A 25854-nucleotide genomic window follows, 5' to 3' on the forward strand; every position below is an offset into this window, starting at 1 on the left:
CTGAGCCCCCAAATTATTTTCTCATCATCCATCCAATTAGGGATTGAAAGGGTTCTTGCCGGACGCTCATTGGTTTGCCAAGCGTCACGATTTGTCGGTGGGACCGTGTTAGAAGGAGTACCCCCATGAAAACCACTTTTGCCCAACGAATTCGTATGGCCAGAAAACATGGTGGTTTCAAACAGGCTGGTTTGGCCAATCAGGTCGGTGTGAGCCAGACGGCCATTCACAAGCTGGAAAATGGTTTTTCCCGTTCATCACGCTTTACGGTACCCATCGCGCTCTCTTGTGGCGTGGATCCGGTCTGGCTGGAAACTGGCGATGGAATGATGGTTCCAGGCCGGTCGGGTAGTACATCTGTCAGGAGAAAGCCAGCCTCTCCATCACCCTGCTCCGATCTGGAGCGTATTTCCATCTCCCCTCCCAAACCCATCAACCCGCCCCCTTCTGAACTGGAAGAGGCTATGGCCAGAGCCATGTTTGAGGCGACCCCATTTGGCTCTTCGGCCTCTTGGGAGCAGTTTTCCATCGATTCCAAAAACAACCGTATCCTGGAAGTGCGTGCAGCTATTCGGATCTTTCGACAAGCCGGTTGGAGACCGCCGGAATAGGCTGGATTGCCTGGGGCTTGGACCGGCAAAGCGGGATTTTCGTGTTCGGTAAGCTCTGGGAATATTTCGTGGCAGAGCCTGCCAGGTTCCTGCCAAGGGGTGCCCCAGACCTCATTGCAAATCAAACATCGGATCCCGAAATGGTGCCAGCTTTTGTCGTGTGCGGGGCTGGTGCGATTGTTGGTTCTGGGTGTTGGGTGGATTTTTTCAGATAGAGCCTCCCAGGCTATTCCTTAAAACGCATCTTTTTTCTGGAACTCGGTGATGCGGGCAGCTGTTTTGTTTGATGTTACATCAGCAAAACCTACCCAAATCACCGAGCAACCGGTCCCTTTTAGCCTCGCCTTGTCTATAAATGAAATATTACAATTGTAAACTGAAAGTTACGGCCAGCAGGAATGGATTGTTTTACTCACCGTCTTCTGGTATGAGAGAATATGAGTGTGGCATTTTTGGGGGAGCTGGAGGCACGATTAGATTGATTGTACCATCCATTTGTCTGGTTGATTCTATCACCCTTTTGTTCTCTGGATAGGTTCACCATGTTCAATGGAGTCATGCTCTCACCCATCCGTAAGCGTTTGATGTATGGCTTTATTTGTCTTCCTCTGTTGGTATTGTGTGTCACTTTTTTGCGCAGTTTATGAAACTGGCAACACCTTGAAGCCTGCTGCAATATGTCGATTTTGGCCTTTAGGATGCGGCTGGTGTTTTTTTATAATCGCTGCATATTCAGATAGATGTGAGGCTTGCAGAAAACTTGTGTAACGCTGTATCAAGACCAAAATGGTATGGCAACAGGCTCCTTGGGTCTGGATTGCATTGGTATCCTTGATGGAATTTTTGAAATGATGGGGAAGTGTGGCGACGGGAATTTTTTTTTAAGCTTGTCCATCCATTGAGCGCAGGTGGCACTCTTTCCAATGAAGGCATTGTGGATGATTATGGGCCGCTCCCATAAAGGAATTTAAATGATGGTGTTTTTTGCGCCCAGAATGTTTTTTAACCGAAACGGTGCCCTGTTTGCAGCGATTTGTCTGGGCGGTCTGCTCGTCACTTCCACTGTTTGGGCAGGAACGGGGGATGGCATCGCCCTGGATGGTTCCATAGGTGCTGAGGCTGGCGGCTCTCTTACCCCGGTGGCAGGAAATTATGCCATCACCTCGGATATGGGGGAGCAGGCTGGGGGAAATCTTTTTCACAGCTTCAGTGATTTCAACTTGGAAACCAATGAGTCCGCCACTTTCAGTGGCCCGGATTCAGTCACCAACATTATCAGCCGGGTGACCGGTGGCAACGACTCCTGGATCGATGGGGAAATTGTTTCCGAAATCGATGGGGCCGGATTTTATCTCCTCAATCCGAATGGTATCGTTTTTGGTGAAAATGCTTCCTTGAACCTGGGAGGGGCGTTTTATGCCAGCAGTGCCGACACGCTGCATTTGGGTGAGAGTGACCGGCTTTATGTGGATTTGGGAGAGGCGAGTCGGCTCTCCAGTGCTGCGCCCGTTGCCTTCGGTTTTTTGGATAACCCGGGAAATATTACCATTCAAGGAAGCTCTCTTTCAGCCGTCGAGGGGGAAACCCTGGCCTTTGTGGGAGGGGATTTTACCATGACCGACGGCAGGTTATCCGCTTCCGGCAGTGGCCGTGTCGAGATTATAACGGTCGCCTCTGAAGCGGAAGTGACCATTGGAGCCGGGACACTGGATGTCGGCGGGGAGGTGAGTGGTGGAAATATTCAACTGGAAGATGGGGCTGATATCATTTCCACCAACGGGGCGGGGGTGACGCTGATGGCCCAGGGCGAAATCCAGATTGTCGATTCCCTGATTAACAGCTATACCACCTCGGCTGACAATGGGGGGAGTGTGCTGTTGAGTGCCGGGGGATCCATCGACATCAGCAAGGTGGATCGTTCTGTTAGCGGCATCAACACCACCACCTACAATACCGGGAGTGCTGGTTCAGTTACGCTGACCACCGTTTCTGGCGCCATCACCCTGGAGGGTGGGAGTTTGGAGAGCGCTTCGAGGTATGCCATGGCTACCGATGTGGCGTTGGGGGATGCCGGGAGCATCCTCCTCACCTCTGCCCAGTCCATTGTTCTTTCCTCCACCGCCTCTATCACCAGTTCCATTCTCGATAGCTCTGGCAAGGGGGGCGAAATTTCCCTCACCGCTGGTGATGACCTGATCTTGACGGGGTTTTCTTTTCTTCGCAGCGATACCCACGATTCTGGTGATGCCGGTCGGATTCAGTTGCAGGTGGGGGGGGACTTCAGTCTGATCGATTCCTACCTCACCAGCGATACCACCGGCTCCGGCCAGGGGGGAGAGATTGGGGTGACTGCAGCCGGGGAGATGCGGCTGGATGCGACCGGCTCCATCACCTCCTCCACTTCGGGGAGTGGACCCGGTGGGAGCATTGATCTGGTGGCGGCCACTTTCATTCTGACAGGGGGGGGAGATATCCACGCTGAAAGCTCCGGAACCCAGAGTGACAGTGGTGATGCCGGAGAGATTCGGATTGAGGCTGACCGTATTCAGATTTTTGCCTCAGCCACGATCATTGCTGAAGCCAAAATAGCTGATGGGGGCAACATTACCCTGATCGCCGAGGAGCTGGTACAGCTGGCTGACAGCCAGATCACCACTTCGGTTGAGAGCGGTGTGGGTAACGGGGGCAATATCACCATCGATCCCACCTTCGTCATCCTTGATAACAGCAGCATCAATGCCAATGCCCACGGCGGGGATGGGGGAGCCATCGATATCACCACCCAACACCTCATCACCGATCCCAACTCCTCCATCACCGCCTCATCAGAGTTCGGCTTGCAGGGAACAGTCACCATCAATACCCCCCGGGACGATGCCGACAGCCAGGCCCTCTCCTTGTCCTCCTCCTTTCAGAAGGTGGCTAAAATGCTCAAGGAGCGTTGTTCCGTCAGTCGGCAGCAAAAAGGCAGCTCTCTGGTGCGGGTGGGGAAGGGGGGGATGGCGTCGGGAATGAGTGGCTTTCAAACCGCCCAGCTATTGGATTTGAATCCAGTCGTGAAGCGAGTGAGTTCATTCCAGGCAGGGGAGTCGTGGGATGGCAGCAGCCAAAAGCAGCGTGTTTGGATGGATCAAACCAGGGGTGGTGGGGCTTTGTCGGAGCTGGATTGGCAGCAGCTCAGTTCGGCACAAAAAATGGGGCAAGAAGATTTTTTGAGAGGAGGGTGTCGTAACAGCCTGCGCCATTGATCTGATTCAGGGGAGGATTTGATCTGATTCGGCGGATGGGTTTTATCCCTGTGGCGGGGATTGGCATTGGGTTGCTTTTCCGGGCGCCGGAGGGGAAATGTGGGTTGCCGGGGGGTCAGGACTCCTTGGGAGCGGAGGGGGGCAGTTCGTCCATGAGCCGGTTCATTTTGATGGTGAGGGTCATGAGTTCTTCGTCCTTCTCCCGGATGCGTTCGGACATTTTGCGGAAGATGAGCAACATCAGGAACGGATCCTCCCGGATTCGTTGCAAAAGGGTTTTTTTAGTCAGGCAGAGTACCCGGGTTTCTTTGCTTGATGCCCGAATGGAGGCGGAACGGGGAGCGCTGTCGAACAGGGACATCTCGCCAAAGACATCCCCTTTCTCCAAGGTGGTAAAAATCATCTCCTGGCCCTTGTGGTCCAACCGAAACACTTCCACAGCGCCCGACTGGATGACATACATGCTGTTATCGACATCCCCTTCCCGGATGATCATCTCTCCACGCTTGAAAACCCGACCAAGGGCTTGCTGCTGCTTGGAAAGAAGCACTTTGATGGGGTCGCTCTCTTTTTTAAAAAACATCAGATGCCCTCCTTAAAGCGGATTTTTTTCCGGCTATTGCGCCGTTGACAGAGCTCATTTCCAACGGGCGGAGAGGAGGTTGGTGCCAAACAGGTCGTCAGTCAGGAGTCGAATAAAGGGCAGGGTCATGGGAATGCTCGGGTGGTCGCGTGGATGGGGTCTCTTGATGGTAGGTTGAATCGGTTGATCTGATGGTTCCCTGAAAGTGAATCAAATGGTTTCAGGCCAACCAATCATAATATATCTCAATCAATTAAAAAATTAAATCGCTTTATGATTTTTCGATAGGGTTTTGTTCCCTATGGCCAGCTTAACCAAAGGTTTGCCCTTTGGTGACAAATCCCTGGAAACCATCTGCCACGGCATCATAGGGAGGTGTGGGCGCATAATGGTAGAGCCACATTTTTTTTCGAATCGCTTTTGGCAGGGTGCGGAGTTCGTCATAGTGGGCGTGGACCGGGGTTTTGAAGGCGGAGGTGTCGCAATCCTGGAAAAGCAGATCCATCCTCCCGGCCATCTCTTCCAGCAGGGGCCGCAAGGGGGGGTGGTAGAGGGCGTCGGTGGAGAGAAAAAAGGACCAATCTTCCTCAACCGTGAGGCCATAGCTGGGAATCAGGCGTTCATGAATCTGGATATGGGCCAGATCATAGGGTGTTAAGCGGATCTCTTCCCAATAGAAGGGTTTGCCCACAGTGAGGGGGTGGCATTCAAAATAGTCCTCCAACTCCATCACCTGATCGTGGACAAATTCAAGGCCACCTTTCAGAGAGTGATGCCAGAGATCGTAGAGTAGATCCTTTTCGGCATAGAGTTTGGGCTTCTGGCAGCGGGGGTTGAAATAGGTGTTGAAGGCGAGCCATTCCAGGCCGCCGACGTGATCGGCATGGAGGTGGGAGATGTAGACGCCATTGATGCGGTTGGCGACCTCCTGGTTGCCAATGCCCTGGTCGGCCAGGGAGAGCCGGGCGTCGGCACCGCAATCAATGAGCAGGCCTTTGCCGTTTTTGGCGGTCAGGAGCATGTTCGATTGGCCATATTCAAGGGTGGTGAAAGCCCCTCCAACCCCGAGAAATGTCATTTTCATCGAATGTCCAATCGAATAGGTGTGTCATGGTGCAGTGGGAGGCTGGTGCGGCCCACAGGAGGGCTGTTCCCTTGGATCTGGAAAGCAGTCGGCCAGCTCTTTCTGGCACACTCCGACCCTCTTGAGTGGAGACAATATGGTGTTCAGCCATACGCCTCGACCCGGGAGAGATAAAGCAAGATTTTATGACATCTGACAGATTAGGTGAAAATGGTGGGAAATGCCAGTTACATCATCAATTCATTCCAGCTGGGGCATTTTTATCGGAGGTGGTGAGATCAAGCCCTCCTTGAGGAGTTTGGTGCAATACGCCGTTTTTGGTCTTGATGTCGTGTGATGCAGCTTTCTGTAAGGATTTTAACTATCTGAATATGCTGATTTTTCAAAAAATAGCAAGCCTTGCCTGAAGACCAAAAACGGTATGTTGCCACAGGCTCTCAGGGGGGAATAGAAGTGGCCTTCCTGCCGGGTGCGGGCTTGATCGGATGGTTTTCCTTCGTTATTTCCTGCGGGTATGAGTCCATTCTGGAAATTTTGACGCTGTTTTTTGTCTATTTGCCCAGATGGTCAAGGAGTGCTTTTTTTGGCGGGGATGGCTATGAAAATAAAACAAATTCAGGATGTTGGAAAATCAATGCGGGTATCGTTTTTGTAGATTTGATCTGCTTGGTTGAGATTCGGTTGGCCTGATCGGGCCATTGTGGTTCAAATCTGTTGTGGAAGGGCGTATACTGTCCAGTTCGGGGAGGGGGTTTTTTGAGTTTCGGTTCGCGCTTTTTTCAGTCAGGCGATTTGGCCGGCCTTAAAATCCCACAATCAAGCGTATCCACAATCCAGAGGCTTTCATCTCCTGTTTGGATTGTGACCATAGCCAACGGTTGGCAGTCGGGTGCCCTCTTGTTCCGATTTTAAAATCAGGAATGGCAGGCGTATCCAAAAAGCCCCGTCTTTATTGTTTTTTAACTTGGAATGGCTCAGCTTTAGTGGGCGGCCAATCAGGTGACACGGTTTGATGAAGCCGTTATCCGAGAGAGGCTTTTTGCTCCGACAGGGGCCTGTTTTTTGTCAAGTTTGGTGCCTTTGACAAGCTTGGTATCACCGGTAGTTGCCGGAGATGGATTGAGAATGTACATACTATCCAACCCACGCATTACAGCGATCTTAAAACCCGTCATCAACAGCTCGCCGGTCTGGCTCTCCTTGATCGTGTTGATGCTGGGGGTGTTCGTTCAATATCATCCTCCCGCTTTTTTGAAGGTTTTGAGCGACCTGACTTTCGATGGTTATCAAAATATTCGTCCCAGGCCCTTCATGCAGCCCTCCGTGCGTGTTGTGACTATCGACAATAAAAGCCTCAACGAAATCGGTCCCTGGCCCTGGCCCAAGGATAAGATGGCGATGCTGGTGGAAAAACTCACCGGCATGGGGGCCAAGGTCATCGCCTTCAATATGGTTTTTGATAAAGCGGACCCATCCGCTTCCGAAAAGCTTTTGCAATTACGGGAGTTGGCCTCGGCAGCTGATCTGATGAAGCTGGCGACAGGGCTTGAAAATCAGGATGAAATATTTGCTGAGGCGGTCTCTGAAGGTCCTGTTGTTACCGGTTTTCAGGTAGAAAACAAAAAATCCAGCGCCTTTCTGGGTAAACGGCCAGCCTCCTTTCTCTTCGACGGCCAGCCCCAAATGCCGGATGTTTCCCTGCCTCTGGATACTTTCGGAGCGACAGGTACCCTGCAACTCATCAGTCGGGAAGCCAAAGGCAATGGCGGTATTCTCGCCCTGGAGGAGCAGGAAGTGATCGCCCGTAGCTTTCCCCTGCTGTTCAAGATTGGCCGGACCATCCATCCGTCCCTGGTTTTGGAAACCCTTCGGGTGGCCCAAGGGGCCGATACCATCGATGTGAAGATTCGGCAGCCGGGCATGATCGAATCGTGGATCACCTCCCCGGGGATTGCCGGTATTAAGGTTGGAAATCTCGATATACCGACCGATACACGGGGTAATATCCTTTTTTATTATGACAGCAAGGAGCCTAAACGGTTTATCTCCGCTGCGGACATATTGCACGACAAAGTCCCCGCCCCCTATATCGAGGGGCATACGGTAATCATCGGCATGTCGGCCAGCGGTCTTTTGACCAGCCGCTTCAGCCCCTTCGGCAATGCCATCCCCGAGGTGGAAATCCAAGCCCAGCTGGCAGAGCAGATTATCAACAGCAACTATCTTTTGCGCCCCCACTGGGAGCCTACAGCCACAGCCAGCATGTTGATCGTCTCCTGGTTGATCATGGTGTTTTTCCCAAAGCGTTTGCGCTCCATTTTGATGGGATGGTTCGTCATTGGGGTGGCCTTTTGGTTCTATCTGGCCTCCTTCTGGCTGTTCATGGAGCAGAGTATCCTCGTTGATCCCATCCTGCCTTTGATTGGTCTTTTGAGTATATTTCTGGCTATTTCCATCCCGAGAAATTTGGCCAAGGAGATGGAAAACCGTTGGATTCGGGATGCCTTTTCCCGCTATGTCTCTCCCAACCGGGTCAAGCACCTGCTGGAAAATCCCGACAAGTTGCGCCTGGAAGCGGAATTTCAGGAGTGTACCTTTGTCTTGACCGATCTGGCGGGGTTTACCTCCCTGATGGAAAACTATGAACCCAACGTCGTGGTTTCCATTCTCAACGAATATCTCGACCATATGGTCAAGATCGCCTTCAAGCATGACGGCACCCTGGACCGGATCGTAGGTGATGCGGTGGCGGTGATGTTTTCCGCCCCCATCGAGCAGGCCGATCATGCTGAAAGAGGGCTGGCCTGTGCCATGGAGATGGATGAGTTTGCACAAAAATTTGCCAAAACCAAACAGGATGAAGGCTTTCCCTTCGGCAAGACCCGGGTGGGGGTCAATACCGGCAAAGTGCTGGTGGGCAACTTTGGTGGCACCACCATGTTTGACTATCGGGCGTTGGGGGATCCCATCAACACCTGTGCCCGGCTGGAGAGCGTCAACAAGCAGTTGGGCGGCCATATCTGTGTGAGTTGGGAGACGGTCCAGCAGTGCCCCGATTTTGTCGGTCGGGAAGTCGGCACTCTGGTGCTCAAGGGCAAAGCCCAAGGTATCAAGGCCTTTGAACCGTTAAGCCGGGAAGAGGAACAGTCCGAGCGGGTGGTGGCTTATAAGGCGGCCTTTGAATTGATGAAGAGTGAAGATCCCAAGGCGGTGCAAATGTTTGCCGAGCTGGCTAAAACCTATCCTGAAGATCCCCTGATCAAATTCCATAACAAGCGCCTTGGGGATGGTCAGAGTGGTGAGCGGGTGGTATTTACGCAAAAATAGAGACGGCTGCGGGCAATCATTGAACCCGCATTGGCAAAAGTACGGCGCTCACTCTTCTCGACTCATTCCGGCCATCAGTTGTCAGCCGCCCGGTGGGTTGCCAGGAGACCAACGATACTTTTGATTGAACGCAGAAGATTGAAAAGTCGTTGCGAATTGCGACAGGCTCAATACGATAGGCATGTCCCAAAAAAAGAGCGAAATACACTGCGCCATCCACCTGTTCGACCCACCGTCAGACTATGATGAGCGGATCATCCAGGCCCGCAAGCAGCATCGGTGTGTGGAGTGTCCAGACCCCATCAAGCCTGGGGAGTGGTACGTACTTTATCGACGAATTCGCAAAAGCCGAAAGGTGGGAAGTTTCAAGCGTTGTGGTTTTTGTGCCAGTGCGGCCAAAAAGGCCGGGTTTCCGACCCATTTTGGTCAACTGGCCAAAATGGTGCGGGAGAGTTTGGGGGCCAATCGGGAGGGGGCTCTTCAAATCTTTGGTGAGCAGGGTTGGCAGGTCGTCCAAAAGAAATATTTCCAGGTTTTCCCGGATTGATGGGGGGCTTGTTTTTTTGTTTGCAGGAGCTTCTCTGCAGGCACCCATGGCCTGGATGAAGCGCCAGGCCATGGGATGGTTGTGGTGAGGGAGAGGATTTCAAAGGAAATCAGCTCCGGTTGAAGTGGATGAAAGTGGAACTGCTGGTCCTGTCCCCTTTTTTGTCTTCCTGTCTCTTTTTTTTGTCTCCTTGCCTTTTTTTGTCTTGTTGTATTTTCTTTGCGTTTTTTGTCTGTTGTCCTTTCTGTTTTTTCCCCCTTTCCAGTCGTTGCCGTCCCTTGGCGTTTAGTGTGTTCCCTGCCTTCTGTCTTCCCTGCCATTCCCTGCCTTCTCACAATCTGTTGCTTTACTCTGAAGCCGGTTTTTTCCAGGACTCGTGATCCCAGGGATTAGATTTAAGACTCAGTCATCGTCATCATCGTCATCATCATCATCGTCATCATCATCGTCATCATCGTCATCATCGTCATCATCGTCATCATCGTCGTCATCGTCATCGTCATCGTCATCGTGGCTGCCAGAGTTGCTGTGATGGTCATCATCATCGTCGTCATCGCCACCAGTGCCTTCATAGCCTCCCGATCCGCTGCTGCCGGGCTCTCTGACAAAACCACTGATCCAGGCAGCGATCTCGGTGAGCTGGGCGTTGGTCAGATAGTCATATCCCCGCATGACAGGCTCATCTTCAATCGCTTCGCGGATTTCATCCGGGTCGGTGCCGCTCATGATGTCGTTGATGTTGGCCCCGGGATAGGCCCCGTGGCAGGAGGAGAGGCCACACCCTTCGCTGATGTAGAGATCCCGTCCGGAGACCTCCCCCTCATCCACCACCACCTCCCCATCATCGACAACCACCTCGCTCTCCTTGCCGCTACCCACGGTAAACTGGGCGATATAGGCGGCCAGATCGGCATATTCCTGATCGGTAAAGCTGTAACCCATGGCTGCCATCAGAGAGACGCTGGTCATGGAGTTTTCCAGGCGGGCCTGGTTGGCGCCGGAAAGAATGGAATTGGTGTCGTTGGCAGGATTGCTGCCGTGGCAGCCACCGAGGGAACACCCCTGGCTGGTATAGATCGACTCGCCGTTGGCAATATCGGTGGTGCCGCCATCACTCTGGGTGGGCATTTCCAGATCAAACGCCTTGACGATGAAGACCGCCATCTCCCCCCGATTGATGCTGAGGCTGGGGCAAAAATAGTCGCTGGTGTTGCACTCCCGGCCCGGTTCGATGGTGTCGTCGGTCACCCCCTCAGAGGCGAGTTGTTCGATATAGGCCGCCGCCCAATAGTCTGAGGTGATGTCCGAATAGGTCTCACCCTTGGCGGTGACCGGGGCATAGTCCGAGCCATATTTGGCGCGAAGCAGGAAAATCGCCATTTCCGCCCGGGTGATCTCCCGGCTGGGGCAAAATTCGCTATCGCTGCAACCGTTGGTGATGCCGATTTCTGCAAAATTTTCGATAAAGTTACCCGCCCAATAGTCTGACGGGACATCACTGAACCAGCTGCCACTTCCCGTTGGGGGGGAATAGTCGGAACCATACATGGCCCGCAGAAGGAAAATGGCCATTTCCGAGCGCTGCAGGGTGTTGTCCGGGCAATAGTTGCTGCTGTCGCATCCCTGGGTGATTCCGGCGTTGGAGAGTGCCGTGATATAATCCGCTGCCCAGTGATCGCTGGGGACATCGGTAAAATCGGCGGCTTGGCTGAGGCTGGCGGATGACATTAAAAAAAGAAGCCCCACAGCACCCCTGCCCATGGCTCCCCGCATGATTTTGTTGCCTAGGTTCCTGATCATCTTTTTTGCTCCTTACAATAAGAGTGGTTGCATTCTGTCAAACAAACCCCGCCTGCCGTCGTGGTTTGATCTGTTTATTTGGCGTGAACCCCATGACCCGGAAGACGAAAATGGATTTGGGACCGTTCGTTTTCTGCAGGTTCACGCCTGTTTTTGGTCCGCTTGAGGGGGGATCATGAGGGGCCAACCTGAAGGCAACCTGACAGCAGATGATAAAAAATCGTCTGAGTGCATTTTTTTTGGGATGGGTCGAAAATGGACGGGTATGGGGTGGGTTGAGAGAGGGGTCGTGGATTGCGGGGGGGGGATGGGGGATTGTATGCTGGAAACCTGATCCGGTAGTGGGTCTGGAGGAATATAGGCAAGAGTCCCAGCGTATTTATTTTGGATATTTTATTGGGGAATCGACTGGAAGGAGTGGGTAGTGCGTCTCTTATTTGTGGAAGACAACGAAAAATTGCTGGATCTGGTGCCGGAGGGGCTCAAAGCGGCCGGTTTTACCGTGGATAGCGTCTCCAGTGTTGAGGATTCCCTGGCAGCGGTGGATGGCGTTGATTATGACGCGGTCATTCTGGATTTGGGGCTTCCAGATGGGGATGGCATCGAAGTGCTCAACCATCTGCGCAAGCGTCAGGGAAAGCTGGTACCGATCCTGATTTTGACCGCCCGCACCGCCCTGGGCGACAAGGTGGATGGCCTGAACAAGGGAGCAGACGACTATCTGGTCAAGCCTTTTGCCATGGCTGAGCTGGAGGCGCGGGTCAAGGCGCTATTGCGGCGTCCGGGGGGGGCGTTGGGTATCACCCTCTCGGTGGGTAATCTGACCTTTGATACCGTGGCCCGGGAGGCCCGTGTCGGGGAGGTGGGCTTGCCTCTTTCCCGCCGGGAGCTGGATGTGTTGGAGCAGCTCATGCGCCGGGCGGGCAAGGTGGTGCCCAAGGGGGTGATGGAGGAGCGTATTTATGGCTTTGATGAAGAGGTGGAGTCCAATGCGGTGGAGGTGCATGTCTCTCGCTTGCGCAAAAGCCTGAAAAAATCCACCGCCACCGCCGCCATCCACACCATACGGGGAGTCGGTTATCTCATTATGGCGGAGGCAGGAGCATGAGCGATTCCAATGCAGAGGTGGCTGATGCCAGCAGTGTTGTGGCTGTGACCAATTCCAGCAGTGGTGTGGCGATGAGGGATCCTGGCCACACTCATCTGGCCGTGACACCTGCCAAGGATCAAGGAAGCAAGGGCGCTGACAAGGGGGGGGCAGGGGAGTGGTCCCTTTTGCAGCGCACCTTGAAGCAGGTCGCCATCGTTTCAGTCTTGAGTGTCTTGATTCTGCTGGTCACCCTGGGGCTGCGGATTGGTGAGGGTTCCCGACATCTGTTTGATTTTCGTCTCCATCAACACGCCACTGAAATCATCCGTCATGTCCTGGTGGATAAAGAGGGCAGGGTGACGGTGGATCATTCCGAGCGCCTGCTGGAAAAGTATGCCTATGAGGAGGGGGGTGAGGGCAAGTTTCGCTATGCCATCCTCAACCGATCCGGGCAGGTGGTGGTGGGCTCCGAGCCCCACACCGATCCCCTGGTGGAGTTTGAGCCCTTTCCTGTTGGCGGTTCCCACTATTTCCAGACCCTTTCTGAAAGCACCGATGCGATTTTGGTGGGAATTGTCCTTGGTTTTGAGGTGGGTGGGCGTGCCTACTGGGTGCAGGCCGCACAAAATACCAGCCACATGGATGCCTTTATCGATCTGATGATTGAGGAGTTTTTTGAAGATTTCGGCTGGGCGGTGATTGTCGCTTTCATGTTGGTGATGGGGGCGATCCACTTGACCATTCGTCGGGGGTTGAAACCTTTGACTGCGATATCCGGCAAAGCCCGGGCTTTGGGGCCTGATCGACTTGATGTGCGACTGGATGAAGAAGACCTGCCCCGGGAAATTTTGCCCCTGGTGCAGGCGGTCAATGGCGCGTTGGATCGGTTGGAGGAGGGGTTTCAACGACAGAAGGAGTTTACTGCTGACGTTGCTCACGAGCTGCGCACCCCCTTGACAGTCCTCATGTCCCGTCTTGATCTCACCCTGCCCCGGGAGCAGTCCGGCCCGCTGTTTGACGATCTGGATGATTTGATCCGTCTGATCAATCAGCTGCTGAAAGAGGCAGAGCTGGATACCTTCATCTTGCCAGTGGATGCCAGGGCGGATCTGTTGCAGCTTTCCCGGGATGTGGTGGCACGTCTGGCCCCCCTGGCGATTCGGGAGGGAAAATTTTTGGAGGTGATCGGGGTGGAGTCACCTGTGGTGGTGCATGGCGCGGCGGCTCCCTTGAGCCAGGCGGTGCGCAACTTGGTGGAAAATGCCCTGCGTTACACACCCAGTGGTGAGACGGTGAGCGTTGAGGTGGTGGCCGAGCCTGTTCCGGAAATTCGGGTCATTGATCGAGGGCCAGGCATTGCTGAGAAGGCGGTTTCTTCGATTTTTGAACGCTTTTCAAAGCCCATCGGTGGCAGGCGACACGGCGCAGGATTGGGGCTGGCCATCGTTCACAAGATCATGACCCGCCACCAGGCTCAGGTTTCCGTCGCCAAGGCGCCAGAGAAAGGATCGGTCTTCACTTTGCGTTTTGCGAAGAATCAAGCCACGGAGTGAGTCTGAAAGGGGGGGAGTCTGAAAATAGCGTTCGTTAGGAGAGAGTCCAGCCAGGTATACTGGGTGCGTGATTTTTTTTGATCGCCATGGCGTGGATACCATCCCGGTAGATAGGAGCTACCAGTCGGAGCGGGCTGAAACAAGCGCATGAAAAAAAACCAACCTTCCCAAGCTCTGCCCATTGTCCTGGTGGATGATGAGGAGGAGGCTCTTATCGGCTCCTCCCAGCTGCTCCAGGAGGCGGGTTTGGGGCTGGTGGTCACTTTGACGGAGAGCCGCGAATTGTTGGCTTTTTTGTCAAAAAATGGCGCAGCAGTGGTGGTGCTCGATATGGTGAAGCCCTTTGTTCAGGGGCAGACGCTGCTCCAGGAGGTTCGGGCTCGCTTTCCGGAGATGCCTGTGATCGTGACAACCGCCATGCAGGAGCTGCAAACAGCCGTGACCTGCATGAAGATGGGCGCCTTTGATTGTTTGGGCAAACCGATAGAAAAGAACCGTTTTATCACCACCATCAAACGGGCTGTCGAGTTACAGCAACTGCGTCTTCAGACCCAGACTCTCAAGGAATATCTGCTCTCCGGCCAACTTCAGAATGGAGATAGCTTTGCCACGATGGTCACCCGTAGCGAGCGGATGCGGGCGATCTTTCAATATGTCGAAGCGGTGGCCCCCTCCATGGAGTCGGTTTTGGTGAGTGGTGAAACGGGGGTTGGCAAAGAGCTTTTGGTGGGGGCCCTCCATCAGGTGAGTGGCCGGGCTGGTTCTTTGGTCGCTCTCAATGTGGCCGGTATTGACGACCATTTTTTTTCCGACACCCTCTTTGGTCATCGCAAGGGGGCTTTTTCCGGGGCAGATCGGGTTCGCCAGGGCTTGATTGCCGAAGCGGCTGGTGGAACCCTTTTTTTGGATGAAATTGGTGAGCTGGCGGAAACCTCCCAGGTCAAACTCCTGCGTCTACTCCAGGATCAGGCCTATTATCCTTTGGGTTCTGATGTGCCCCACAAGTCCGATGCCCGGGTGGTTTGTGCGACCCATCGTGATCTCAAAGCGGCCGTCAAGGCGGGGCATTTTCGCTCTGATCTCTATTATCGTTTAGCTACCCATCAGATTCACATCCCGCCATTGCGGGAGCGTCAGGAGGATATTTCCCTGCTGGTAGATCATTTTTTAAAGGAGGCCGCCCACACCCTCCATAAGCAGGTTCCCACTCCGCCTCCGGAGCTGTTTCAGCTGTTGAACGTCCACCCTTTCCCCGGTAACATTCGGGAGCTGATGGCCATGGTCCATGACGCCGTGGCCCGTCATCGCTCGGGTATACTCTCCATGAAAAGCTTTGTGGATAAACTGGTGGAAAATCCCTCTCCCGTTTTGGTGAGTGAACGCCAGGAGAGCCAGGAAGAGAATCTATTCCAACATCTGCCCAACCCCCTGCCCACCTTCCGTGAAGCGGAAGAACAACTCCTGGAAGAAGCCATGAGGCGGGCGGGCAACAATCAGGGCATCGCCGCCAACATGCTGGGCCTCTCCCGCCCCGCCTTGAATCGTCGAGTGCGTTTGGCGTCTGATAAAGAGAGGGGCGGTAAGAGTTGAACAGAGCTGGTATCTATTAGGATGTGCATTTTTTTCCTGGCGGATTGATGCAATCCGTTTCACTCTGAAGTTATAAGTCGATCCCATTACCCGCCATATTTTTTCCGAACAAACCATTTTCAATTTCAAATCCAGACTGGACAGATACCGTTGCACTTTTGCTGTCATTCCCGTGAAGGCGGGAATCGAGGCTGCTTGGCGCGAACCTGATCCAAACCTTGAGCTACCTTCAGCAAAAATCCGGACTTCTTGAAGAGTTGCTTTATTCTTGAGGGTCATCCTGATCTTCCTGGATTTTCACTTTTGTGGGGATGACGAGTCAGAGAAGAGTGTCTCATTTTTAGATGGAACTGCTTTGGAAAAATGGCCCCTTAAGCCATGACAGGTATATTGATAGATGATCTTTTTTAACCCAAAAACGGCTTCCGGCGTTTCTTCCGTTTTTTTGACCAACTCCTTGCGGGAGAGTGGTGTCATGGGTTTTCGGCCTCACTTGAGTGGAAGGTTGGGCCGCTGTTTTGTCTGGAAGCATTGTCTTGTTTTTCCAGGGTTGATTGTTTTCAGTCATCCTGCCAGAGCCTTTGGTGCCGGGATGGAGTCGATTGATTTGGGCTCTCATGGCGCACCATTGTTGTTTTTACTCAGCCTGGCGCTGGTTGCTTTAAGCCTGGTGACTCTTAATACCACCCGTAGGGCACGCCGCTCCCAGCAACAACTCTCTGAACGTTGTGAAGCGTTGACCCGGGCTTTGCTGGAAAAAGAGAGAGCGCTAGACAAAGAGGCTCAAGATCGGCAGGAGGTGGCAGAAAGTCTTAAGCTGGAGCGTGAAAAACTGATCAACATTCTTGAAGCCATGGACAATGGGGTTTACATCTCCAGCCGGAGATATGACGTTGAATATGTCAACCCGGTGATCGAACAGGCCTTTGGAATGGTGGCGGGGAAAAAGTGTTATCACTATTTCCATGATCGTGACAAACCCTGCCCCTGGTGTAAAAATCCCCGGGTGTTTGGTGGAGAGTCCATTCATTGGGAGTGGACTTTTGCCAAAAACAACCGCACCTATGATCTGTTTGATACCCCCTTGTATAACCCGGACGGTAGCGTTTCAAAGCTGGAAATTTTTCACGATATTACCCCCTACAAAGAGGCCGAGCAGACCATCAAGCAGGCCCATGATCGCTTTAGAATCGTCCTGGACAGTATTGAGGCGGTGATCTATGTCGCCGATATCGACACCCATGAAATACTCTTCGCCAACCGCTATTTTGTGGAGCGGTTTGGGGAAGTCCATGACCGGAAATGTTGGCAGGTGGTGCAGTCCGGGCAAGAGGGGCCCTGCTCTTTTTGCACCAACCACAAGCTGTTGGATGAAAATGGCCAACCGATTCAGGGAGGGCATGCCTGGGAGTTTCAAAATACCACCAATCAACGCTGGTATGGCATTCTTGACCGGGCTATCCCCTGGGTGGATGGACGTTTTGTGCGCCTGGAAATTGCCACGGATATCACTGACCGCAAGCAGGCAGAACTCATTGCCGAGTGGTCTCTTCAGACCCAAAAAATTATCAGCGGCCTGCTCCAAATCGCCCTGAAGCCCCTCACCCTGACCGAACAGCTTCAGCGGGCTTTGGATCTGATCCTCAAGATTCAAGGGCCTTCCTTTGAAAAACAAGGGGCGATTTTTTTGTTGGATGCTGCCTCCAACGAGCTTGTCCTGACGGTTGAAAAGGGGCTGGAAAGTTCTCTGATATCCACCTGTGCCCGGGTTCCCATAGGTCACTGTCTTTGTGGTCGGGCGGTCTCCTCCCGCTGGATTGTGTTTGCCGACAATCTGGATGAGCGGCACGATAATCACTGTGAGGACATGACTGACCACGGTCACTACTGTGTGCCCATTGGTGCAGGGACTCAAATATTGGGGGTTCTCTGTCTCTATCTCAAGGCGGGCGCCAAGCGGGACAAACAGGAACAAGCCACTCTTTTGACCGTCGCCAGCACCTTGGCGGGCATCATTCAGCGAGGCCAGCTCGATCTGGCATTGCATGCGGCCAAGGAGCAGGCCGAGACGGCCAACCGGGCCAAGAGCCGGTTTTTAGCTGCCATGAGCCACGATATCCGCACACCAATGAATGCCATCCTGGGTATGGGTGAGGCGTTGGCCGAGAGCGGTCTGAGTGGGGAGCAGCGGCGTTTTTTGGAGGTGATGAATCAGGCTGGGGAGCATCTCCTGGCCTTGATCAGCGATATTCTTGATCTCTCCAGAATCGAGGCCGACAAGCTGTCGATTGAGGAGAGTGATTTTGACTTCAGGCAGCTGATCACGGGCCTGGTGGCTATTTTTCACCGGGAGACCCAGGAGAAGGATTTGGCGTTGATCTCTCGGGTGGATGCCGGGTGTCCGGATCATGTCCGGGGGGATGCCCAGCGCCTGCGGCAAATTCTTATCAACCTGCTGGGTAATGCGGTTAAATTTACCGCCCGGGGGCGGGTGGAGTTGGAGGTGACCCCCGCCACGGCTGATACGATCCGATTTACGGTTTCGGATAACGGCATCGGCATCCATCCAGAGCGGTTGGCGACTATCTTTGAGCCTTTCAAACAGGCGGATCCCGGCATCAGTGATCGTTTCGGTGGCACGGGGTTGGGTTTGGCCATCTGTCAGCGGCTGGTGGGATTGATGGGGGGGGAGATCGGGGTGACCAGCGAGGAGGGTCGAGGCAGCCGGTTTTTCTTTCAGATCCCACTGCCAGAGGCCTCCCATGCCACCAGTCAGCCACAACCGGATACGCACTTGCTCCAAATCAAAGGGCGCTCCCATGATGCCGTTCCATGGGTCGGGTTGGAAAGACGCACCAGTGAACGCCCGGCAGAGAGTCTCTCCATTCTGCTGGTGGAGGATGTCGAAGATAATCGGCTGGTGATCCAGGCCTACCTGAAACAGACGCTTCATTGGTTGGATACCGCCGAAAATGGCCTTGAAGCGGTGGAAAAATGCCAGGGGCGTCGATACGATCTGGTGTTTATGGATATGCAGATGCCCGTGATGGATGGCCATGAAGCCACCGAGCGCATTCGGGCCATGGAGGGGGAACGCCATCTCCCCCCGAGCTGCATCATCGCCCTGACCGCCAATGCCATGAAATCAGAGCTGGATCGCTCCATCCAATCCGGGTGCGATCTTCACCTCACCAAACCGATTCGCAGAAGACGACTGCTGGAAATTTTGAACCAAATGATCCCATCTGTCGGGGGGAACCCAGGGGGTGTCATTCCCCCCACCGTTCTACCCGACCAGGAAAAAAATCCGGAAATATCTGAGGATGAGATCTCTGTCACCCCCGCTATCAATCGGAAAACCTATGCCGCTCTGGTGCGTGACATGGATGGAGATGTTTCGCCTATGCTGGAGGCCTTTTACCGGCGGCTGCCGGAAAGATTGGATCATGTTTCCCAGGCTGCTGCTGCAAACGATGGTGAAGCCCTGGCCAATGCGGCCCACAAAATCAGGGGTTCTGCTGCGACTTTGGGGGCGGATGGGTTGGCCTCTCTGGCCCGGAAACTGGAGGTGTCGGGCGGCTCCGGGCAGTTTCCCATCGATGGCCTGCTTTTGGGGGCCATCCTCAAGGAAGGGGCTCGGGTTCGGATGGATATCTCCCAGCTACTGGAAGAGAGCTCCACATGACCTTATCCGTTCATGGTGCGCCTCAAGATGGTCCGGAGCTCTCTTTGGCACAGCCTGATACTTCTCAAGAGACGCCAAAACCCCATGCCACGATTCTGGCCTGTGATGACGATGAGGTTTTGTTGGGGCTTATCAGCCAGTTTTTAAGCAATAAGGGGTTTCGGGTGATTGAGGCCGAGAGTGGTGCCGAGGCCTTGGCCATCTATCGGAAGCAGCCGCCGGACCTGGTGTTGCTGGATGCGAAAATGCCGGGAATGGATGGCTTTGAGGTGTGCCAGCAGATGCGTAGCCAGGAGATCCCCATTCTCATGGTTACAGCTCTGGATGATGCGGCGTCGGTCAAACAGGCTTATGAAGCCGGAGCTGAAGAATATCTGGCCAAGCCCATTCACTGGCACGTCCTGGAGCACCGTATTCATGCCATACTCAAGCGAAAAAAAGCGGAAGCCGATGCCCGCTGGGCCCATCTCTCCCAGCAGCTGATCAGTGCCCTCCTGCAAGGGGAGGATCCAGCTCTTTCCCTGGCTCAACAGTTGGAAAAAAGCCTGGAAAAAATTCTGAAAATATCTTGGCTCAAGCTGGAGAATCGCGGGGCGGTGTTTTTGCTGGAGCCGTCCAAGGGGGTGTTGCAACTGGTTGCCCAGCAGGGGATGGATCCCTTTTATCAGACCGCCTGTGCCCGGGTGCCTGTGGGTCACTGCCTCTGTGGCCGGGCCGTGGCTGAGCGCTGGGTGGTCTTTGCCGATCATGTCGATGAACGTCACGAAATCCGAATGCAGGAGATGGCCGACCATGGCCATTATTGTGTGCCCATCGGCTCCGGCCCCACCATCCTGGGGGTTCTTAATCTTTCCATCAAAGCGGGTCTCCCCAGAGATCTACCCATGCAGGCCACCCTGCTCACCATCGGCTCCACCCTGGCCAACATCATTGAGCGTAAACGCATGGCCGAGGAGATCAAGATCCATCGGGATTCCTTGGCTTTCGAACGGGAATTTATCGAAGATATCATCACCCGAATGCGGGCATCCAAGCGATTTGATCCGAGACAGATGCGCCTGCTTCAGGCCCCGGTGGAAAAAACCATGGGGGATTTGCTCCTGGCTGACTTTCGTCCTGACGGGGCGCAACACGTGATGCTGGGGGATTTTACCGGTCATGGCCTGCCTGCGGCCATCGGTGGCCCGATTGTTTCGGATATTTTCTACTCCATGACCGCCAAAGGATCCTCCCTGGAGGAGATTATGGATGAGATCAATTGTCGGCTTTACGAAAAAACGCCGGCAGGCATGTTTCTCGCCGCCGGTTTTATGGAAGTGGATCCCCTCCGAAAGCAATTGACTGTTTGGAATTGCTCCATTCCTGATATGTTGGTGTTCCGAGGGGGGCAAATTCGGCAACGCATTCCCTCAAAGCATTTTGCCCGAGGATTGGTTGACCGCCCTGACGAGCCCGGCTTGCTGGTGGAGGTGGAGGCCGGGGACCGTGTGATTGCCTTTTCGGATGGTTTTATCGAAGAGGTCGATGGGGAGGGGCAAATGTTTGGCCAGGATCGTTTTGAGGCATTATTGGTCCAAATGTTGGAGCAGCAGGCGCCTTTGGAAATGTTGCAGGAGATACATCAGGGGTTTCGAGCTGGACGGCAGCAGAGTGATGATATGACACTGGTGGAGTTGACCTGCTGAGGGCTCATCCCTGAACCCTCTGTTCAAAAGGTGTTAAAACGGTTTTGCTTTGGCTTGAATGGGGGGCTTTGATATGCTCATTCAACCCTTTTGGGAGGAGAGGACGTATGCCAACAACTGGTGCAATCATCGAAAGTGTTGATGAAAACGATGTTTTGACCATCTACATCAAAGGGGCACTTCGGTTTAAAGCCTATGCGGATTTCAAGGAGGCCTACCAGGGGGTGAGCAAGGACTATACCTTCATCGTGGATCTGGGGGAGGTGGAGATGGTGGACAGCTCCGGTTTGGGCATGTTGATGACCTTGCGGGAGTATGCTGGTGGGGAGAGTGCGAATATCACCCTGGCCAACTGTCGGCCCGTTATCAAGTCCATTTTGATTTCAGCCCGATTCCAGGATTTGTTTAAAATGCACTGAGTGTTGGTGCGGCCTTCTGAATATTGGGATAACCGTTTTGGTCCACAAGGCCCGCTTTTATTGGAATGCCAAGCAGAGACACTTTTTCCCGAAATCATCGTCAACCAGGTTGGATTCGTCACGGAACCGGTATCTTTTTTAGCTCTTTCCGGGTCATAATAGGATCATTTCCCGTTCCTGTTGCAAGCACTGTTTTTCTGGTTATTCGTGGGCAAACAAGGGCAGCAGGAAGTGTTTGTTATTTTCAGGTAGACTCTCATGAGTGACCATCCTGTCGCGAAAGAAAGCCGTCACGTCAATTTGGGCTTTGTCGAGGAGCCGTTCCCGGAAGGGATACACATGTGCCTTATCTATAACGATGAGGCGGAGCGGCGTGCAGTCATTGGTCGTTTTATCGATCAAGGACTCAAGGATGGCCACGTTACCAGCTATTTTGGCGATGCCCCGGATACCACGGCGATTCGGCAGGAGCTTGAAGAGATCGGCGTGCACCTGCCCGAGGATGATTCAGACCAGGATCTCCTGCACATTTCCCAAGCCCGGCACACCTATTGTCCCCAGGATCAATTCGATCCCGATCGCATACTCGCCTCTTTGGGCCGCTTTCACGACTCTGCCCAGGCTCGGGGACATGCCTTTATTCGGGTCTCCGGTGAGATGGGGTGGGCCTTGCGGGGGTATGCGGGGTCAAATCGTCTTTTTGAATATGAATCCCGGGTCAATGATTTTATGACCCAGCACCCCTTTGCCGCCATCTGCCAATACGATGCCCGGCGTTTTTCCGGGGATGCGATCCTGGCGGCCATGAAGGTCCACCCGGTGATGGTGATACGGGGGCAAATTGTCCACAACCCCTTCTATATGGAAACGGCTGCTTTTCGTCAGGACAAACAATTTGATTTTCAGGGGCAGCTGGGGATGAATCTTCCTTAAATAACGGCTCCTGCCACTCTTGATTGGTAGTTGAATTCTTATGGCGGTTGATCTGGAACTTCTGGGCCGGTTTCTTTTTGCTCAGGAAAATTTGGATCTTTTCCCCAATCAGGAGCAGTTGGGACAGTTTGTCTGTGCCATGCTTTCGGAATTTCCAGGGGTCGCCGAAGTCCGAGTGCGCTGGTCCGGCTCACCAGATGAGCCCTCCCCCTCCATACGACAAGAGAGCCTGGCAGCAACGACTCTTTCTCTGTCCATCAAAACCCTGAACCATCCCTATGGCCGTCTGGAAGTGGCGCTGGACGAATCAGACGGTTTTGCCGATTACCGCCCTTTTGTGCAAAATTTTTTGAGCGTCATAGCCCGGATTTTGGAAAACCGGCAGATTACCCGAAAGCTGGAAGCGGAGGTGGAAGAGCGCAAGCGCGCCAACCAGGCTCTGGCAGAGCAGACGGTATTTCTCAATGCCATTCTGGAAAACATCGAGGATGGCATCGTTGCCTGTAATGAAAAGGGTCAGCTCACCCTTTTCAATCCCGCAACACGCCGCTTTCACGGTATTGATCAGCAGGATTTACCCCCGGATGAGTGGGCTGGACGGTACGATCTCTATCTGGCCGATGGCGTTACCCCGATGGAAAAGACGGATATTCCGCTCTTCAAGGCCTTCCAGGGCCAGCGGGTAAATGCCCAAAAAATGGTCATTGCCCCCAAGGGTCTCCCACGCCGAACCCTGTTGGCCAGCGCCCGATCCATGGAGGATGCCAACGGTCGGAAGATCGGGGCCGTGGCCTCCATGCACGATATCACCGCCCAGGAAAAAGCCTCTGCCCTGATGTGGCGGATGAATGAGGAGTTGGAAGAGCGGGTGGAAGAGCGCACCCGGCATCTGCAAGAGGAGATAGGTGCCCGAAAAATAGTCGAACAGACCCTTTATACCACCCTGGCCAAAAACAGTGGACTCATCCAGGCCCTGGGGGAAATCACCTACGAGTATCGGGTTGAGGCCAAAAAAATTCTTTGGTCAGGAACCTTCACGGCCATGCTGGGCTATCCCTCCCGGGAAATGGGTGAAGAAAAGTCTCTTTGGCTGGACCGGGTTCATCCGGATGATCGGGTCTTGGTCAATCAGGAGTTTGAACGGGCTCTTTCAGATAACCGGCTCTTCGATCTGGAATACCGTTTTCAGCACAGGGATGGGCACTATCTCTGGATCCATGATCGGGGTCACATGATTTTCGATGACCAGGAGCAACTGACACTGGTGGTCGGGGTCATGAAGGATATCTCCAGACGTAAGTCGGACGAGGTGCGTCTGGCCCGGAGCGAGGCCCATCTGCGAGAAGCCCAGCGTATCGCCGATCTGGGCAGTTGGGAGCGGGATTTTATAGCTGATCGCCTGGATTGGTCTGAAGGAACCCGGCGGATTTTCGGCTTTACCAAGGATCAGCCCATCTCCTTCGAGCAATTTATGCATACGGTCCATCCCGATGACCGGCAGAGATTATCCGAAGCTCAAAAAAAGGCCCGTTCCGGGGAGGCACCCCTGGATTTGGAATATCGCCTGCGTCTACCCGATGGCGCCCTTCGCCATATTTATGAACGGGGTGAGTCCACCTTTGATGGTCAGGGCAGGCTTCTCAAAATAGCTGGAATCGTTCAGGATATGACGGCTCGAAAACGGGTTGAAAACAAACTCCAGGAGCAGGAAAAAATCCTGACGGATATCCTGGAGGTGACCCTGTCAGGTTACTGGGATTGGAATATTGCGGAAAAGACCGAATTTTTAAGCCCCGCCTTGAAAAAAATGTTCGGCTATGGGGATCACGAACTGACCAATCTTCGAGAAACGTGGCAACAGTTGATCCTTTCAGAAGATTTGCCGGGGGTGCTGGCCTGTTTGGATCGTCATGTTCAAAGCCGTGGGGAGGTGCCTTTCTATAACGAAGTGCGCTACCAGCACAAAACCGGTCGGACCGTCTGGGTCATCTGTGCAGGCCGGGTGATCGAATGGGCGGATGATGGCGCCCCTTTGCGTATGGTTGGCTGTCACATCGACATTACCGAACTGAAAAAAACCCAAGCTGAGCTTCAGGCCAGCGAAGAGCGTACCCGGGAAATCCTCGATACCACCACTGAAGGGTATTGGCTAACCGATATCCATACCAGCAAGACCATCGATGTCAATCACGCCTTCTGTAACATGTTGGGTTACAGCCGGGAGGAGATGATCGGCACGACCTCCTTTGAGTTTGCCAATGAGGAGAGCCGCCGGGTATTTCAACAGCAGGCAGCCGAACTCGCCGCCACCGACCACCGTCGTTTTGAGATAACCCTGCAGAATAAATCCGGCTATCCAGTGCATACCATTTTCAACGCCACCACACTCCGGGATGCCCGGGGAGAGGCTGTGGCCGCTTTTGCTTTTGTGACGGACATTACCCGGCGCAAGGCCATGGAGGATGAGTTGGTTCGGGCCAAAGAGGTGGCGGAAATTGCCAATCAGGCCAAAAGTGCATTTCTTGCAGCCATGTCCCACGAAATCCGCACGCCACTGAATGCCATTTTGGGGATGGGGGAGCTTTTGGGGGAATCGGAACTCAACCAAGCCCAGGAGTGGTGTGTCAAAACCCTCAATCGTTCCGGTGAAACGCTGCTCACCCTCATCAACGATATTTTGGATCTATCCAAGATCGAAGCGGGCCGGCTGACCCTGGAACAGTCTCATTTTGACCTGCCAGATTCGATGAACGAAATCATGACCCTTTTTTCGTTCACCGCTCTGGACCAAGGGATCCAGATTTCCCACCATCTGGATCCAGCCCTTCCCCAAAGAGTGGTTGGGGATTCCTCACGGTTGCGCCAGGTGGTTTTGAACCTGGTAGGTAACGCCGTCAAGTTTACCCGGGAGGGAAGCGTGACCGTCAGGGTGATGAAAGGGGAGGGGGAGAGGGTCTCTTTTTCAGTGGCCGATACCGGCCCCGGCATCCCGGAAGAAAAGCAGCAGGAAATTTTTCAGCCCTTTACCCAGGCCGATGCCTCCACCACCCGCAAGCATGGTGGAACCGGTTTGGGATTGACCATCTGCCGTCATCTGGTTGAACTGATGGGAGGGGACATCGGCCTGGAGAGCCGTCTGGGTCAAGGCTCCACCTTTCACTTCAGTGTGCCTTTAAGCCCAGCTGATGCCAACCAGCAGGAGAGGGAAGGAAGATCAGCCGAAGGAGCTGCACCGGAAAGCCAAAGCGTCTCCCTGAGGATTCTTCTGGTGGATGATGCGGAGGATAATCGGCTTTTGATCAAGGCCTTTTTGAAGAAAACCCCCCATCGATTGGTGATGGTGGAAAATGGGGTTGAGGCGGTTGCCCAATTTAAGGAGAACGCCTTTGATGTGGTTTTTATGGATATCCAGATGCCTCTGATGGATGGTTACGAGGCCACGCGGCAGATCCGGGCCTGGGAAGTGGATAGTGGTGCCCAGCCCATTCCCATTCTGGCCTTGACCGCCCATGCTGTCAGTGGGGAAATGGAGAGGGTTTTGGCTGCCGGGTGTGATCGGCATCTGACCAAACCGATCCGCAAAGCGCGTCTTTTGGAGGTGCTGGAAGAGGTGTCGGCAAAGAAGCGCTGACGGGGCTGGAATGACCCTCGCTGGCATCGTGAAATTTGTTCATTCTGTCTGGATCGTGTTTAATCAAA

Annotated in this window: 16 protein-coding genes; 13 read left to right on the forward strand and 3 right to left on the reverse strand. The window is 53.8% G+C overall.

Annotated features, from left to right (window positions below):
• Positions 1–125 precede the first annotated feature (125 nt).
• Positions 126–611, forward strand: coding sequence for a helix-turn-helix transcriptional regulator (locus HQL52_04595; GenBank protein ID MBF0368718.1), 486 nt, complete (start codon positions 126–128; stop codon positions 609–611).
• A 971-nt stretch (positions 612–1582) separates the two neighbouring features.
• Entirely contained in the window at positions 1583–3859 is a 2277-nt protein-coding gene (locus HQL52_04600; protein ID MBF0368719.1) for a filamentous hemagglutinin N-terminal domain-containing protein, read from the forward strand.
• A 115-nt stretch (positions 3860–3974) separates the two neighbouring features.
• Here HQL52_04600 and HQL52_04605 read toward each other — a convergent pair whose 3' ends face one another.
• Entirely contained in the window at positions 3975–4442 is a 468-nt protein-coding gene (locus tag HQL52_04605; GenBank protein MBF0368720.1) for a cyclic nucleotide-binding domain-containing protein, read from the reverse strand.
• Positions 4443–4752: 310 nt separating this feature from the next.
• On the reverse strand, positions 4753–5526 hold the full coding sequence (locus HQL52_04610) for an MBL fold metallo-hydrolase (GenBank protein MBF0368721.1): 774 nt from the start codon (positions 5524–5526) through the stop codon (positions 4753–4755).
• A gap of 399 nt (positions 5527–5925) precedes the next feature.
• Between HQL52_04610 and HQL52_04615 the strand changes: the two genes are divergently transcribed.
• From HQL52_04615 to HQL52_04625, 3 genes are all read left to right on the forward strand, one after another.
• Complete coding sequence (locus tag HQL52_04615) at positions 5926–6216, forward strand: hypothetical protein (protein ID MBF0368722.1); 291 nt, start codon at positions 5926–5928, stop codon at positions 6214–6216.
• 435 nt (positions 6217–6651) lie between these two features.
• Complete coding sequence (locus HQL52_04620) at positions 6652–8853, forward strand: adenylate/guanylate cyclase domain-containing protein (GenBank protein ID MBF0368723.1); 2202 nt, start codon at positions 6652–6654, stop codon at positions 8851–8853.
• A gap of 181 nt (positions 8854–9034) precedes the next feature.
• Positions 9035–9400, forward strand: coding sequence for a hypothetical protein (locus tag HQL52_04625; GenBank protein ID MBF0368724.1), 366 nt, complete (start codon positions 9035–9037; stop codon positions 9398–9400).
• 402 nt (positions 9401–9802) lie between these two features.
• On the opposite strand, the gene HQL52_04630 is transcribed toward HQL52_04625, so the two are convergent.
• On the reverse strand, positions 9803–11200 hold the full coding sequence (locus HQL52_04630; protein MBF0368725.1) for an S-layer homology domain-containing protein: 1398 nt from the start codon (positions 11198–11200) through the stop codon (positions 9803–9805).
• 424 nt (positions 11201–11624) lie between these two features.
• On the opposite strand from HQL52_04630, the gene HQL52_04635 reads away from it, so the two are divergent.
• The 8 genes from HQL52_04635 to HQL52_04670 all read left to right on the forward strand — a co-directional run bounded on the left by HQL52_04635 (position 11625) and on the right by HQL52_04670 (position 25786).
• Positions 11625–12308 carry a response regulator transcription factor gene (locus HQL52_04635; protein MBF0368726.1) on the forward strand — a complete coding sequence of 228 codons (684 nt, stop codon included), beginning with the start codon at positions 11625–11627 and terminating at the stop codon, positions 12306–12308.
• Positions 12305–13843, forward strand: a complete 1539-nt coding sequence (locus HQL52_04640) for a HAMP domain-containing protein (protein MBF0368727.1) — start codon at positions 12305–12307, stop codon at positions 13841–13843. Before HQL52_04635 ends, HQL52_04640 begins: the two co-directional genes overlap by 4 nt.
• A 147-nt stretch (positions 13844–13990) precedes the next feature.
• Entirely contained in the window at positions 13991–15433 is a 1443-nt protein-coding gene (locus HQL52_04645; protein ID MBF0368728.1) for a sigma-54-dependent Fis family transcriptional regulator, read from the forward strand.
• Positions 15434–15908: 475 nt separating this feature from the next.
• The gene (locus HQL52_04650) at positions 15909–19118 is read left to right on the forward strand and encodes a response regulator (GenBank protein ID MBF0368729.1); all 3210 of its coding nucleotides are present in this window, start codon (positions 15909–15911) and stop codon (positions 19116–19118) included.
• Positions 19115–20803: a SpoIIE family protein phosphatase gene (locus HQL52_04655; GenBank protein ID MBF0368730.1), complete on the forward strand. Its 1689-nt coding sequence runs from the start codon at positions 19115–19117 to the stop codon at positions 20801–20803. The genes HQL52_04650 and HQL52_04655 overlap by 4 nt, the downstream gene beginning before the upstream one ends.
• Before the next feature lie 107 nt (positions 20804–20910).
• Positions 20911–21222 (forward strand): STAS domain-containing protein, encoded by a 312-nt coding sequence (locus HQL52_04660; GenBank protein ID MBF0368731.1) that lies wholly within the window; start codon positions 20911–20913, stop codon positions 21220–21222.
• 258 nt (positions 21223–21480) lie between these two features.
• On the forward strand, positions 21481–22155 hold the full coding sequence (locus HQL52_04665) for an MEDS domain-containing protein (protein MBF0368732.1): 675 nt from the start codon (positions 21481–21483) through the stop codon (positions 22153–22155).
• 40 nt (positions 22156–22195) lie between these two features.
• Positions 22196–25786: a PAS domain S-box protein gene (locus HQL52_04670; protein ID MBF0368733.1), complete on the forward strand. Its 3591-nt coding sequence runs from the start codon at positions 22196–22198 to the stop codon at positions 25784–25786.
• The last annotated feature ends 68 nt before the right edge of the window (positions 25787–25854 follow it).

The organism is Magnetococcales bacterium, assembly GCA_015232395.1.
Taxonomy (GTDB): Bacteria; Pseudomonadota; Magnetococcia; order Magnetococcales; family JADFZT01; genus JADFZT01.

Coding starts and splice junctions, on each gene's coding strand:
- HQL52_04595 (MBF0368718.1), top strand. CDS start 126: ATGAAAACCACTTTTGCCCAACGAATTCGTATGGCCAGAAAACATGGT.
- HQL52_04600 (MBF0368719.1), top strand. CDS start 1,583: ATGATGGTGTTTTTTGCGCCCAGAATGTTTTTTAACCGAAACGGTGCC.
- HQL52_04605 (MBF0368720.1), bottom strand. CDS start 4,442: ATGTTTTTTAAAAAAGAGAGCGACCCCATCAAAGTGCTTCTTTCCAAG.
- HQL52_04610 (MBF0368721.1), bottom strand. CDS start 5,526: ATGAAAATGACATTTCTCGGGGTTGGAGGGGCTTTCACCACCCTTGAA.
- HQL52_04620 (MBF0368723.1), top strand. CDS start 6,652: ATGTACATACTATCCAACCCACGCATTACAGCGATCTTAAAACCCGTC.
- HQL52_04625 (MBF0368724.1), top strand. CDS start 9,035: ATGTCCCAAAAAAAGAGCGAAATACACTGCGCCATCCACCTGTTCGAC.
- HQL52_04630 (MBF0368725.1), bottom strand. CDS start 11,200: ATGATCAGGAACCTAGGCAACAAAATCATGCGGGGAGCCATGGGCAGG.
- HQL52_04640 (MBF0368727.1), top strand. CDS start 12,305: ATGAGCGATTCCAATGCAGAGGTGGCTGATGCCAGCAGTGTTGTGGCT.
- HQL52_04645 (MBF0368728.1), top strand. CDS start 13,991: ATGAAAAAAAACCAACCTTCCCAAGCTCTGCCCATTGTCCTGGTGGAT.
- HQL52_04650 (MBF0368729.1), top strand. CDS start 15,909: ATGGGTTTTCGGCCTCACTTGAGTGGAAGGTTGGGCCGCTGTTTTGTC.
- HQL52_04655 (MBF0368730.1), top strand. CDS start 19,115: ATGACCTTATCCGTTCATGGTGCGCCTCAAGATGGTCCGGAGCTCTCT.
- HQL52_04660 (MBF0368731.1), top strand. CDS start 20,911: ATGCCAACAACTGGTGCAATCATCGAAAGTGTTGATGAAAACGATGTT.
- HQL52_04665 (MBF0368732.1), top strand. CDS start 21,481: ATGAGTGACCATCCTGTCGCGAAAGAAAGCCGTCACGTCAATTTGGGC.
- HQL52_04670 (MBF0368733.1), top strand. CDS start 22,196: ATGGCGGTTGATCTGGAACTTCTGGGCCGGTTTCTTTTTGCTCAGGAA.